This is a genomic window from Gramella sp. MT6 (assembly GCF_019357415.1).
In the GTDB taxonomy this organism is placed as follows: domain Bacteria; phylum Bacteroidota; class Bacteroidia; order Flavobacteriales; family Flavobacteriaceae; genus Christiangramia.
This window is the reverse complement of the sequence record NZ_CP048410.1, coordinates 3231611-3245758: the sequence shown is the minus strand read 5'-3', so window position 1 is coordinate 3245758 and position 14148 is coordinate 3231611. Positions and strand designations below refer to the sequence as shown.

Sequence of the window (14148 nt, the reverse complement as noted above, 5' to 3'; positions counted from 1 at the left end):
TAATGCATATTAATCCACAGGATAACAAGACCTATATAAAAATTAAAAATATAACCAGGTTTTTATGTATTTAACAAAAAAAATTTCACTATAGTATTAAAAATCAATTGTTTCATATTGTTCAAGATAGTTTTGCATTTAATGTCAGAAATATTATACATTCTTAAATGGTACAAGGTATATCCGAATAGAACCTTAAAAATTACTTTGAGATTACATCCATTTATTGTTATGATTTTTGCACAATAATTGCCTCAGCTATTTTTTTGCACACCCTGTGCATGCCTATTTAATTATCTTTGTAATGTGAAAATAATGGCATTCATATTATCTTTATATGTACTGGGGCTTAATTTATTAGCCTGTAATGACAGTGATACTTCCCAAGTTAATTCTGGCTCAGAAGTAACTATGGTTGCTACCCAGAATTTAGATATAGATCATTCACATGACCAAGTAGCGGATTTATGCCCTCCTTTTTGTAGTTGCCATTGCTGTCATGTGCACACAGTTGACTTTGGTTCCTCACACTTCAAACCTTTAATTGCGGAAATTCCATCAAAAGCTTTTCTTCATTTTGATAGTTCAGTGGAAGAACCTATACTTTCCTTTTTAGATCCTCCAAAAGTTTAATTCAGTTTTTTTATAGGATAGTTATATCCTTTTTTGCTAAAGTCCTGGTTCTTCCAGAGCGCACGGCGATATCGATTCTCTTTACCCAGGGATTATCGAGATGTTTAACTGAATTAATTTTTTTATATGATCAATAGAATCATTTCATTTTCCATTAATAATAAATTTATTATTGGGCTACTCACCTTAGCACTTATAGGTACTGGTATTTGGTCCATGTCTACCGTAAATCTGGGATCGGTACCAGATATTACTAACAATCAAGTTCAGGTGATCACCCAGTCACCAAATCTTGCCACAGAAGATATAGAACAATTTGTAACCTATCCCGTAGAACTTTCGATGGGTAATTTACCTGGGGTTACAGAGATTCGCTCTATTTCACGCTTTGGCCTTTCTGTAGTTACTATTGTCTTCAAAGATGATATGGGGACATACCTCCCTCGACAACTTGTACAGGAAAAACTTAACGAATTGGGTGAAACTATTCCCGACAAATTTGGAAGTCCTGCTATGGGACCTATTTCAACCGGATTAGGTCAAATTTATGAATATACCATTAAACCAAAAGAAGGATACGAAACTGAATATTCCCCCATGGAACTTCGAACTATTCAGGACTGGATAGTAAAAAGGCAACTTACCTTACTGGAGGGCGTGGTTGAAGTAAATTCTTTTGGAGGCTCCATAAAACAATATGAGGTTGCAATCAACCCAGAGAAATTAAACAGTATGGGTACAAGCATCTCTGAAGTTTATGAGGCGCTGGCACGAAACAATGTGAATACCGGTGGGGCTTATATCGAGAAAAATAAAATGTCAAATTTTATTAGAGGTGAGGGCTTAATCCGTTCACTGGAGGACATCAAGAAAATTGCCATTACTACAGAAAATGCAATCCCGATCACGATTGGTGATGTTGCGGAAAATGTTCAGTTTGGAAATCAGGTACGATACGGAGCTTTTACCCAGGATGGGGAAGAAGCCGTTGGAGGAATTATTATGATGCTGAAAGGTGCTAATCCCAACGCGGTCATTCAGGATGTCAAGGATCGTATGGCTGAAGTCGAGAAGTCACTTCCTGAAGGTTTGACCATAGAGCCAATTATTGATCGAAGTGAGTTAATAGCACGAACAACCGATACTGTTAAAACAAATTTACTGGAAGGTGCATTGATAGTGATTTTTGCCCTGGTATTGTTATTAGGTAGTCTAAGAGGTGGACTTATTACTGCTACCACTATTCCCTTATCACTGCTTTTTGCTTTTATTTTAATGAAGCAATTCAATGTCTGGGCCAATCTAATGAGTTTGGGGGCAATCGATTTTGGAATCATTATAGACGGTGCAGTGATTATCATCGAGGGAACCGTATATGAAATACAAAAACGGATAAGATCTGGCAAGGTGAAATTCAATCAGGCTAAAATGGATGAAGTAGCCTATGATGCTGGGAGCACGATGATGAGCTCTGCATTTTTTGGACAAATTATTATACTTATCGTATTTACACCCATTCTTTTTCTTACCGGGGTAGAAGGTAAAATGTTTAAGCCAATGGCGTACACTTTTGGATTTGCCATGATAGGTGCTATCTTCTTATGCCTTACTTATGTCCCTATGATGTCTGCCTTATTTATGAAACCAATTCAGAATAAAAAGAACTGGTTTGGAAAGTTTGAACGATGGCTGGAGAAAATAAGTGACAGAATAATTGGCGGAATACAAAAAGTATACATGCCTTTATTAAAAGGAGCATTAAAATTGAAACTGATTGTAATTGGATCTGCCGCTGTTTTACTTGTGATAGCCGGTTTTCTTTTTTCGAGAATGGGAGGAGAATTTGTGCCTCAACTTGATGAAGGGGATATTGCCATGCAGGCTTTGATTAGACCAGGTAGTTCATTAACAGAGTCTATAGAAGTTTCAAAAAAAATTGAAAATATACTTTTAGAAAACTTTCCAGAAATTAAAACGGCTACGGCACGTATTGGAGTGGCTGATATTCCTACCGATCCAATGCCCATGGATATCGCAGATATGTATCTAATCTTGGAAAAGGATAAGGACAAATGGGAAACTTCTGAAACCAAGGAAGGACTTATTGAACAGATCAAGGAAAAACTAAATGAAGATCTTACGGGTGTTAATTTAGTGTTTACCCAACCTGTAGAATTGAGGTTTAATGAGTTATTAGAAGGGGTTAGAGAAGATATTGCGGTAAAGTTATATGGTGAAGATTTAGAAGTATTGTCAGAAAAGGTACAGGAAATGGCCAATATTATCCAAACCGTCCCTGGAGCTGGTGATGTAAACGCGGAGAGAACATCTGGCCTCCCACAAATGACAGTTAGATTTAACCGTGATAAAATTGCCCAGTATGGACTGGATATTCAGAAAGTCAATGATTATATAAGTACTGCTTTTGCTGGAGGAACGGCCGGGGTCATCTTTGAAGGTGAAAAACGATTCGATTTAGTTGTAAGATTTGATGAAGACCATAGAAAGAATATTGATGACTTACGAGGAATGTATATCGACCTTCCAGATGGAACCCAGGTACCAATCAAAGAAATAGCAGATATTGAATACGTTCCGGGACCTATGCAAATTTCGAGAGATGACACCTACAGAAGAACCTATGTGGGTGTAAATGCACGGGGAAGGGATGTAGAGTCAGTGGTTAACGACATCCAGCAAAAATTAGATGAGGAATTAGAATTGCCACCCGGTTATTATATTACTTATGGAGGGGAGTTCGAAAACCTTCAGAGTGCCAAAGATCGATTAGTGATTGTGGTACCGATAGCCTTATTTCTGATTTTCGTGCTTCTATATTTTGCCTTAAAATCTTTTTCCCAATCTATCATGATCTATATGGCGATACCATTGGCTGCTATCGGAGGTGTTTTTGCCCTTTGGTTAAGAGGTATGCCATTTAGCATTTCCGCTGGTGTAGGCTTCATTGTACTGTTTGGGGTTGCAGTTTTAAACGGACTGGTACTAATAAATAGATTCAATTCTTTAAAAGAAGAAGGAGTAACTAGTATAAAAGATAGAATTTTTACAGGAACCAAAGAACGAATACGACCTATTATGTTAACAGCAACCACAGATATTTTCGGTTTTTTACCAATGGCATTTTCCACATCTGCCGGTGCAGAAGTTCAACAACCACTTGCTACGGTTGTAATAGGTGGTATGCTTACGGCTACACTGCTTACCCTCGTTGTATTACCAGTATTATATACATTCGTGGAAAGAAAGCGAGAGAAAAAAGAACAGAATAAATTAGGTTCTTCCAATATGCGCTCTTTAGCTACGATTTTGATAATTGGCTTGATGTTAGGCGGAACCTTATCCGTAAATGCACAATCTGATGTTGTTTCATCTGAATATCCACAACAGGATACTTTACAGACTATAAGTTTGGAAAAAGCCAGGGAAAAAGCCATCAAAAACTTTCCTCAGCTTAAAGCTGCTCAACTCGAAATTGAAAGTGAAGAAGTACTGCGTAAAACCGCTTATGATTTTGGGAATACCCAAATCTTTACTGGAAAAGAAGAGGTAGGAAATGGTTCAGATGGGATTTATACTCAAATTGGTGTTCAACAACAAGGTATAGATGTTTTTGGAATTGCCCCCCGGTTAAAATTGCAAAAAGAACGGATGGCACTTGCTGAAAATGCTTTAGAACTAAATATCTTAGAAGTGGAACGTGAAGTAAGCAGGGCCTGGACTTCAGTTTATACTAGTAGAAAGAGGTATCAGGTATATAAGAAAATGGATTCAATTTTTGAAGACATTGAAAGGGCTGCAAGAATCCGATATGAGACAGAAGCTACTTCTAAACTGGAGTATCTTGCTACGTCCAATCAGGGAAACGAAGTAAAAATACAACTGGAACAAGCTTATCGAAATTACCTGAAATCATTGCAGCGTTTAAATTTATGGTTTGTTAGTGATTCGATCTATGATGTACAAGATTTACCTGCCGAAGCATTAGATGAACCTTTAAATTTTCTGACAGAGTCACTCAAAACCCACCCGGCTCTTGAGGTTTCAGAACAGAGAGTTAATGTTGCAAAAGCTTTAACCAGAGAACGGAAATCTGAATTTCTACCAAAATTTCAGGGACAATATGCCAGGCAGGAAATTAATGGACAATCGGGTTTCTTCCAATATCAAATAGGAATTCAAATTCCGTTATTCTTTGGACCTGAATTAGGCCGTACTCAGGAAGCACAAGTGAATCGAAAGATTGCAGAACAAAATTTTTATCAGGATAAACTCGAATTGGAAACTGCCTATAAAAATATGCGGGAAGAATTCATCAAATGGAGAAATTCATGGAATTATTATAAGGATGAAGCGCTTCCCTTGGCTAAAGAGCAACAGGAAGGATCTGTATTGGCTTTTAAGGAAGGTGCTATAGATTATGTAACCTTCCTTCAAAATATAAGAGATGCCATTAGAATCGAGGTAAATGCTTGGAGTGCTTTTGATAATTATCTCGATAGCCGTTATCAACTAGAATATTACCTCGAAAAATCAAACTAAAATTAGAAAGAAAAACGATATGAATAAAAGATCAATAAATATTCTAATGCTTGCCCTATCATTCAGCCTGTTCTTTGGGTGTAAAGAAAATTCTGATACATCAGAAACAACTTCTCACGAAACTGAAGATTCAACTACGAATGAAGAAGAACCTGAAGGAGAAGAAGGCGGGATGCGCTCGGTTCATCTTTCAGAAATGAAATTCAATAGTTTAGGGGTCAAAGTGGATACCTTACCAAGTAAAGCATTATCAGGAATAGTAGAAGCAAATGGACAATTAGAGGTTCCTCCTCAATATGAAGCTACCGTAACGGCTGTCTTAGGCGGGAATATTAATTCAATAAAAGTTATTGAAGGTGATAAGGTAAATAAAGGTCAGGTACTGGCGTATCTATCCCATCCTAACTTGACGAAAATACAAACGGACTATATAAATGCTTATAACCGGATGCAGTTTTTAGAAAAGGAATTTGAAAGACAGAAGCGATTGTACGAGGCAGAAGTTGGTTCAGGAAAGTCGTTTCAACAAACCCAGGCAGATTTTCAGTCGGTAAAGGGAGAGGTAAGTGGTTACGAATCCCAATTAAGACAGTTAAACTTGGGTGCCTCCCAGGTAAGAAATGGTAACCTGTATGAATATATTCCAGTAGTAAGCCCTATAGAAGGCTATATTGAAAAAGTTAAGGTGCAAATTGGCCAATATGTAGAACCACAAACGAGCATGTTTATGGTAGTGGATAATGAACACGTGCATGCCGATTTAATGGTTTTTGAAAAAGATATTTATAAGGTGAAGGAAGGCCAAAAGATTTCTTTAAGGCTAGAGTCAGTCCCCGGAAGTAATCTTACAGGAAAAATATATTCTGTAGGGAAGCAATTTGAACAAAATCCTAAAGCGGTACATGTACACGCAGAGATAGATAATAAGGAAGGTTACCTCATTCCAGGAATGTATATCAAAGGTAAAATCAGGACAGGAGAAGCGGCAGTACCTGCATTACCAGAAGCGGCAGTGATAGAAGAAGAGGGAAATCCTTACATCTTTACGGCTCAAAAACATCAGGAAGAAGGTAAAACACAATGGGAATTAAAACCGGTGCAGATAAGGACTGGGATAATTGAAGATGGATGGATTGAAATTAAGCTGCTGGAGCCCCTTCCAGAAGGTACGTTAGTTGCTTATAACAATGCCTATTACCTGGTATCTGAAATGCAGAAAAGCCAAACCTCTCATGGTCATTAAATAGAGCTTTAAAAATTTAGACGGATGGGCTCTCTGTAAAAGGTTTGTCTTAATAAAAATTCCAGAGGGTTCATCCTTAATAAAGAATTAATAAAACAGCGATGAAAGAAGTAAAAGCATTTATAAAACCAAAACGGGTTCAAAAAGTGATAGAATCCCTTAGCGAAAGCGGATTCAAAAGTATGACGCTTTCCCAGGGGGAAGGTACCGGGGCATTTAAAGCAAAAGGTGCGTCGCCTTCTTTGGATTTCCGTGTCACCGACAGCCCTGTGGTAAAGTTAGAACTGGTATGTCAAAACGAAGAAGCACAATCAGCAATAGATATTATCCTTGAGAATGCTAAAACAACTGAACCCGGTGACGGAATCATTTACCTTTCCGGTATTGAAGATGCCTTCCGAATTAAAACTGGAGAATCTTTGAAACTGGATTAAATAATGATGAAAATGAGTGATATCGAAAAAATTTTAGAGGCACATGAAGTTCGGCCAACAGCCATGCGTATCTTGATCTATAAATTTATGGCGAAAAAAGATCGGGCTGTAACCCTTACCGAAATTGAAAATGCCTTTGGAAAAGCAGATCGGGCTACATTATCTCGAACAATACGCACATTTGAAGCAAAGGACATTGTACATCAAATAGATGATGGCACAGGCATACCAAAATATGCGCTCTGTGAAAGTGACTGTAATTGCGAAGTAGAACAGGACTTACACATCCACTTTCATTGTAATAATTGTGATGAGACTGTTTGTTTGACCGATCATAAGATTCCACATATTAATCTGCCAGAGGGATATATGCCAGAAAATGTAAACCTGGTAGTAAAGGGAATATGTGAGAAATGTAGTGGTGTTTAATTTTATAAAAATGACCAAGGCCGAAATAACACTTAAAAACAACGGGATTAGACCTACCAAAATGAGATTATTTATATATAAATATCTTAAGAGGAAGTTTTATGCTGTAACATTAAGAGAAATAGAAACGGCTTTCATAAAAAAAAGCGAACATACTGGGGATAGAACAACAATTTATCGGAGTATAAAATTATTTCAAAAGAAAGGGATTATACATCAAATTGATGACGGTACGGCTATCGCAAAATATGCATATTCTGATAAGAATTCGCTGGATCTACACTTACACCTTCACTGTATGAATTGCAGCAAAACCTTCTGTTTACCCAATAAAGTTCCACAGGAAAATTTACCTGACAAATACGAAATAACCGAAGTAAATTTAGTTTTGAAGGGGGCATGTGCAAATTGCCTCAAAGCAAAGAAGCTGAAATATAACATAGACCAATCTGCTCATAAAAAGTTAAAACAATGATACGAATCAAAAATGTCGAAAAAAGCAATTTGATATCCGCTTCAATAAGCGGTAAGATTACTAAAGAGGATGTAGAGAAAATCCATCCTTTGATACATAATATTGTCAAAAATGGAAATAAGGTGGATTTCTTTTTTGAACTAGTTAACTTTAAGGGCTACGATCTCAAAGGCTTATGGGAAGATTTAAAAGTTGATACCGCCCATATTTCAGATTATGGAAAAATGGCCTTTGTGGGTGAAAAAGAATGGCAGCAATGGGCTGCTAAAGCCACTGATTTTTTTACAAGCTCGGAAGTTAAATATTTCGACCTTAATGAAAAGGAAGAAGCTAAAAGTTGGATATTAAACCAATAGGGATATGAAAAAGCTACAACTAAAAATTCCGGTATTGCTACCTCAGGTGCCAAATGAAAAAGATACTTGTGTGCAAAGGCTCATTGCTGGATTAGAGGCTAAAGAGGGTCTTGAAAAAGTACATATAGTAGATGATCAGGAAGATACGGTGCCACAACTGTGCTTTCATTATGATCCGGACATTATCTCTATTGACCGAATTCAATCTTTGGCTGAAAATGCCGGGGCAGAAATTACGGAAAAATATGGCCACTTTCTTTTAGAGGTTGAGGGGATTAGACATACCCGCCATGCAAGAACTATAGAAAAGAGTCTGCTGAATATCGAAGGCGTTTTGGAAGCTTCCGCCAATGCCGGAGGAATGATCCGTTTAGAATATGATAAGCGTGAGACCAGTTTTGAAGCCATAAATACAAGGCTTGAAAAGGAAAACCTACAAGTTAAAAAAAGCTCCTCTGGCCATAAGAACGGTTTTAAATCCTCGGAAAAAACCTCTGACGAATTAAATGAAAAAAATAAGATGAGTCAGAAACACCAACATGAAGATGAAGATGAACTGAATCATAAAGAGGGTGATAGTCACGGAGCCGGGGAAGAACATTTACACTCCCACGGAGGTATTTTTGGAAAAAATACAGAACTTATATTTGCCATTATTTGTGGTGTTTTACTAGGGATAGGTTTTGGATTATCCTTTGTAGATTCAGTTCCCCAATGGGTTAGCCTTGCACTTTATATTGGAGCCTATTTCTTTGGTGGCTTTTATACCGCGAAAGAAGCTGTGGAAACAGTGGCCAAAGGTGGTTTTGAAATTGATTTTCTAATGCTGGTCGCTGCTATTGGAGCAGCTATACTAGGGGAATGGGCTGAAGGTGCTTTGTTATTATTTCTCTTTAGCCTGGGACATGCCCTGGAGCATTATGCGATGAACAAAGCACGAAAATCTATAGCCGCATTGGCAGAATTGGCACCTAAAACAGCTTTGGTTAAAAAAAATGGTAAAACGGAAGAAGTTGGTATCGAAAAACTCAATATTGGGGATATCATTGTGGTGAAACCTAATAGTAAAATATCCGCAGATGGCGTAGTTGTAGATGGGCAGAGTAGTGTAAACCAGGCTCCAATAACCGGGGAGAGTGTACCGGTAGATAAAATTCCCGTAGAAGATGTTGAGAAGGATTACTCAGAGGTAGATGATATCAAAGATGAAAACCGCGTTTTTGCCGGAACTATCAATGGGAACAATACTTTGGAAATTAAAGTGATCAAAGCAGCCAAGGATTCTACATTGTCAAGGCTGGTCAAATTGGTTAATGAAGCCCAGACCCAAAAATCACCTACCCAGTTGCTGACCGATAAATTCGAAAAATATTTTGTGCCGTCCGTCCTTATTTTGGTCGGAGCTCTTTTATTCGCTTTCTTAGTTATTGACGAACCCTTTAGCGCCAGCTTTTACAGGGCAATGGCGGTACTGGTAGCTGCAAGTCCCTGTGCGTTGGCAATCTCGACCCCGAGTGCTGTATTAAGTGGAGTGGCCAGAGCGGCCCGTGGTGGGGTATTAATTAAAGGAGGCCGACCACTAGAGGATCTGGGAGAATTGACCGCCCTCGCCTTTGATAAGACCGGGACTCTAACGGAAGGAAAGCCAAAACTTACGCAAGTAGTACCACTTGGGGATATTTCAGAAAATGAACTTCTCAAAATTGCAGTAGCTGTGGAAAGTTTGAGTGATCATCCCCTGGCAAAAGCTGTAGTTCGCGATGGAAAGGAGCGGATGGAAGGCGAGGAAATCCCGGATGCCTCCAATCTGGAAGCCGTGTTAGGAAAAGGTATTAAAGCAACATTGGGAAATGATAAGATCTATGTTGGTAATTTGGATCTATACGAAGAACTAAATGATACTATTCCATCAGAAGAAATAACTACTAAAGTACGAGATCTTGAAGGTGGTGGAAACACAACGATGCTTCTTCGTAAGAATGAAGAATATATAGGCATCCTTGCTTTAATGGATACCCCCCGGGAGGCAGCCAAAAGGACCCTTTCTGAATTGAAGAAAATAGGAATTAAACGAATGATCATGCTTACCGGTGATAACCAGAAGGTAGCAGACGCAGTAGCAGAAGAAATAGGATTGACCGATGCCTGGGGTAGTTTACTGCCGGAAGAAAAGGTGGAAGCCATAAAAAAACTAAAAGAAAAAGAATCTAAGGTAGCAATGGTAGGTGATGGTGTGAACGATGCCCCTGCCATGGCAAATAGCACCGTAGGAATAGCTATGGGAGCTGCTGGTAGCGATGTTGCCCTGGAAACCGCAGATATTGCCCTAATGGCCGATAAATTGGAAACCCTGCCCTTTGCCATTGGACTGAGTAGAAAGGCAAAGGCTATAATCAAGCAGAACCTTTGGGTAAGTCTGGGAATTGTAGCTCTGCTTATCCCTGCTACCATTTTTGGTTTCGCTAACATTGGAGTGGCGGTAGTTATACATGAAGGTTCCACACTTCTGGTAGTTTTCAACGCTTTAAGACTTTTAGCCTATAAAAAATGAACAAAAGCACTTTTATAGTCAGTCAAATGGACTGCCCTTCCGAGGAACAGATGATTAGGATGAAACTGGAATCTTATGAACAGATAAAACATCTAGACTTTGATATTCCCAATCGAAAACTTGAAGTGTATCATCGAGAAGGGATTGAGGCTATTCATTCCTCGATTTCAGAATTAAAATTAGGCGATAAATTTATAGGATCAGAAGAGGCGGAAGTTCCAGTTAGGGAAAACGAAACCAATCAAAAAAATATTCTTTGGTGGGTGTTGGGTATTAATTTTGGGTTTTTTCTTGTTGAAATGATTACGGGTTGGATATCTTTTTCGATGGGCCTTATTGCAGATTCTCTTGATATGCTGGCAGATTCGATAGTATATGCGCTGAGTTTATTTGCAGTAGGTGGTGCAGTTTCAAGAAAAAAGAAGGTCGCAAAATTTAGTGGGTACTTTCAAATGTTACTGGCGACTCTTGGATTTACAGAAGTCTTGCGCAGGTTTTTTATGAGTAGTGAAACTCCTTTATTCCAGTGGATGATTATTATTTCTTCTTTGGCACTTGCTGGAAACTTAATCTCATTATGGCTAATCAACAAGGCTAAAAGTAACGAAGTCCACATGCAAGCCAGTGCCATTTTTACTTCAAATGATATTATCGTGAACGGCGGAGTAATTTTGGCGGGTGTTTTGGTTTATTTTTTAGGAAGTAAATGGCCAGATTTGATCATTGGCGCTATTGTCTTCACATTTGTGATGCGTGGGGCGATTAAAATATTGAAATTATCAAGGTAAATCCGGAAAAAAAATCATCTATCAAAATGCCTATTACTTAATGAAAAAAATGAAAAAAGTGGGAACTATACAGACGAATTAAATATGGAATCATCAAGAAAAAAGAATCTTAAACAAGCAAGAACACTTCAAATATGGAATGTCATTTACGACACGATAGAAGTGGTCATTTCACTTATTGCTGGAATAACTGCAAATAGTTCTGCACTCATAGGATGGGCACTGGATAGCACCATAGAAGTAATAAGCGCAGCAACTTTGGGCTGGCGGTTGCACGGCGAGCTTAACGGCATAGAAGAGAAAAAGGTTAAGCGTCGTAAGAAAATTACATTATATGTTATTGCAGCATCTTTTACACTGGTTTGCCTTTTTATTTCCTATGATTCAATCACAAAGCTAGTCAATCAAGAAACGGCACGTTGGAGTACATTGGGTTTAATCATCTTGCTTGTTTCATTGGTAGTTAATCCTATTTTAATCTATTACAAAAGAAAATACGGAAATAAATTGGACAGTCCGGCTATGCTGGCCGATGCTAAAGACACTTTTATTTGTTTGTACCAAACTGTGGTAGTACTTGCAGGATTACTGCTGGTCAATTGGCTAGGCTGGTGGTGGGCAGACCCGGTTGCAGCACTGCTTATTGTTCCCTATGCAGCCAAAGAAGGTTGGGAAGCTTTCAATAAAGCCAGAAACATTGAATATAATACGAATTAAAAATGGTGCAAACAGAAAGAAAAAATCTGTAAAATATTTAATCTATAAAATTCCTCTACGGCTTGCCTCGTGCCTGCTTGTTGCATACAGAGATAGATGGTTCCAGGAATCTTCTTATTAGTTACAATGGCAAAATTAAGAAATCAATGTGCACACTTCGTCTTACGTATCATAAAGTTGAAACCATGGTAGATTTAGGAATTTGCACGGAAATAATAGCAGTAATTTGGATAAGCCGGTTTCTCCGCTGGCAATTTTTTGTGTGTGATGCAGAGTATATATATTAACTATGGTCTTTTTAGTTCTAAAACTATTTTAAAAAATGAAGGAGGATATATTTAAGGATTACCAGGAGAGGCTCAATTCGCTAGATGAAAATATTAGAGCGGTAGCATTGAAACATGCAAGGGATTTCCATTTGAATAAAAATTGTTCCAAAGAAGAGGCTATTGAGCGTGGAATAACTAAGGCTGAAATAGCCAATAGAAAATTATGACTTCTTTAGAATTAAATGAAATTATGGAATGGACTTTCGTAGAATTTAAAACAAGTTTAGATGACCTCCATCCTGAAGTAAAAGGAAAAGCAATAAAAATTGCCAAAAAACTGGTTATAGAAATAGATTATACTAGGCAGAACGCCATAAAAGAGGGAATCATGAAGGCCGATGAATGGTTTTATGATTTGGAGGGTTAGTGATTCTTTCTAGACTTCACATGATTAACTTGGAAGAAAAATTCGTGCTAATATTTTGAAACAGAAATTTTTAATATTCTTATGTTTTCCAACTTCAGGTCTAAAAATAATCGATTTGCAGATTCTGTGTAAAAAGAATATTAAACTCTCTTTTTTTTAAGGCTCCCCTTACGTTATCTAAAATTTCAGAAAATGGTTGAGAACCATACCCGCCGACTTATACATTATGCGGTATGTTGACTTTCAGTATAATTCTGGTTTTTCATCTTTCTTTTTGGCTGGATTTTTTCTTTCAATCTTTATATAATTGAAAAATTATATTTTTGCTATTACTTGCTTTAATTTATCTCCAATTTCTGTAGCGATCTGTTTTAAGTCTTTATTCTTTACCGCCTGCATAGAAGCCATTGGATTTACTGCGGTGACTTCAATTTTTTCTTTTTCTATTTCCTGGACAATTACATTACAAGGTAACATGGTGCCAATTTTATCTTCTGCTTTCAAGGCTTTGTGGGCATAAGGAGCGTTACAGGCACCTAGAATGCGATACTTTTTAAAATCTACATCAAGTTTTTTCTTAAGGGTTTCGGTGACATTTATTTCAGTTAGTACCCCAAAACCTTCCTTTTCCAATTCCTCGGTAACTTTTTCAATTACTTCTTCAAATTCTCCCGTAATAGTCTTGTTAAAATAATATTCCATAACTGATATTTTTTTATTCCCCATAAAGATAAGAAGATATAAAAACTCTTAACGTAACGATTGTTACATAAAATCAAGGAATTTTCAAGTGTAACAAAGGTTACATGGAGTAGTATTTAATTCCTATATATTTGAAAACTTCTATGCTAGCAAAGCAATACATAGCGATATTTCTGGTGATGGTTTTTTCGGGAAAATTGATCACCGTAGATACTGATATTTTTAGTTTTTTACTCAGTACTGATAGGGTAGTAGTTTTAAATCCTCTCTGTGAAAAGAAAAATAATGATATTAAGGAAACAGGTGAACATTTTAAATCCTCTTCTCCGGTTCAGTTACTAAAACTGGCTAGGACCTGTTCTAATAATTATCAACTTATTGCAGAAAAAGAAATTCCTGAAATCAGGGATTTGGATTTTAGGGAATTTGTATATGTAAGGCCATTGGTTATAAGCATACATCCCAGAAAATTATATCCCCCTCCAAAATATTCAATAATGTCTTAGCATTAAGATGGTTTGGAAAATTATATTTTTCAGGCTTATTTATTCACGAATTTTATTG

14 protein-coding genes are annotated in these 14148 nt (G+C 37.4%); 13 read left to right on the top strand and 1 reads right to left on the bottom strand.

The window, feature by feature from the left end; translation table 11 throughout:
* Positions 1-315: 315 nt before the first annotated feature.
* The 12 genes from G3I01_RS14620 (at position 316) to G3I01_RS14565 (ending at position 12882) form a co-directional block, all read left to right on the top strand.
* Positions 316-633, top strand: a complete 318-nt coding sequence (locus G3I01_RS14620) for a DUF6660 family protein (protein ID WP_219549021.1) — start codon at positions 316-318, stop codon at positions 631-633.
* A gap of 126 nt (positions 634-759) precedes the next feature.
* On the top strand, positions 760-5193 hold the full coding sequence (locus G3I01_RS14615) for a CusA/CzcA family heavy metal efflux RND transporter (protein ID WP_219549019.1): 4434 nt from the start codon (positions 760-762) through the stop codon (positions 5191-5193).
* 19 nt (positions 5194-5212) lie between these two features.
* Positions 5213-6436, top strand: a complete 1224-nt coding sequence (locus G3I01_RS14610; RefSeq protein WP_257710638.1) for an efflux RND transporter periplasmic adaptor subunit — start codon at positions 5213-5215, stop codon at positions 6434-6436.
* Between the two features lie 101 nt (positions 6437-6537).
* Positions 6538-6870 (top strand): P-II family nitrogen regulator, encoded by a 333-nt coding sequence (locus G3I01_RS14605; RefSeq protein WP_219549017.1) that lies wholly within the window; start codon positions 6538-6540, stop codon positions 6868-6870.
* Positions 6871-6882: 12 nt separating this feature from the next.
* Positions 6883-7299, top strand: a complete 417-nt coding sequence (locus tag G3I01_RS14600; RefSeq protein ID WP_219549014.1) for a transcriptional repressor — start codon at positions 6883-6885, stop codon at positions 7297-7299.
* 10 nt (positions 7300-7309) lie between these two features.
* Positions 7310-7774 (top strand): transcriptional repressor, encoded by a 465-nt coding sequence (locus G3I01_RS14595; RefSeq protein WP_219549012.1) that lies wholly within the window; start codon positions 7310-7312, stop codon positions 7772-7774.
* The gene (locus tag G3I01_RS14590; protein ID WP_219549010.1) at positions 7771-8130 is read left to right on the top strand and encodes an STAS/SEC14 domain-containing protein; all 360 of its coding nucleotides are present in this window, start codon (positions 7771-7773) and stop codon (positions 8128-8130) included. Before G3I01_RS14595 ends, G3I01_RS14590 begins: the two co-directional genes overlap by 4 nt.
* Before the next feature lie 4 nt (positions 8131-8134).
* Positions 8135-10681, top strand: a complete 2547-nt coding sequence (locus tag G3I01_RS14585; RefSeq protein ID WP_219549008.1) for a heavy metal translocating P-type ATPase — start codon at positions 8135-8137, stop codon at positions 10679-10681.
* Complete coding sequence (locus G3I01_RS14580; RefSeq protein ID WP_219549006.1) at positions 10678-11469, top strand: cation transporter; 792 nt, start codon at positions 10678-10680, stop codon at positions 11467-11469. The genes G3I01_RS14585 and G3I01_RS14580 overlap by 4 nt, the downstream gene beginning before the upstream one ends.
* A gap of 84 nt (positions 11470-11553) precedes the next feature.
* Positions 11554-12186, top strand: a complete 633-nt coding sequence (locus tag G3I01_RS14575; RefSeq protein WP_219549004.1) for a cation transporter — start codon at positions 11554-11556, stop codon at positions 12184-12186.
* A 322-nt stretch (positions 12187-12508) separates the two neighbouring features.
* Positions 12509-12682 (top strand): hypothetical protein, encoded by a 174-nt coding sequence (locus G3I01_RS14570; protein WP_219549002.1) that lies wholly within the window; start codon positions 12509-12511, stop codon positions 12680-12682.
* Positions 12679-12882, top strand: a complete 204-nt coding sequence (locus tag G3I01_RS14565) for a hypothetical protein (RefSeq protein ID WP_219552860.1) — start codon at positions 12679-12681, stop codon at positions 12880-12882. The genes G3I01_RS14570 and G3I01_RS14565 overlap by 4 nt, the downstream gene beginning before the upstream one ends.
* A 315-nt stretch (positions 12883-13197) precedes the next feature.
* Here the strand turns inward: G3I01_RS14565 and G3I01_RS14560 are convergent, their stop codons facing one another.
* Positions 13198-13584 carry a DUF302 domain-containing protein gene (locus tag G3I01_RS14560; protein ID WP_219549000.1) on the bottom strand — a complete coding sequence of 129 codons (387 nt, stop codon included), beginning with the start codon at positions 13582-13584 and terminating at the stop codon, positions 13198-13200.
* A gap of 197 nt (positions 13585-13781) precedes the next feature.
* Here G3I01_RS14560 and G3I01_RS14555 point away from each other — a divergent pair, with 197 nt between their 5' ends.
* Positions 13782-14090 (top strand): hypothetical protein, encoded by a 309-nt coding sequence (locus tag G3I01_RS14555; protein WP_219548999.1) that lies wholly within the window; start codon positions 13782-13784, stop codon positions 14088-14090.
* The last annotated feature ends 58 nt before the right edge of the window (positions 14091-14148 follow it).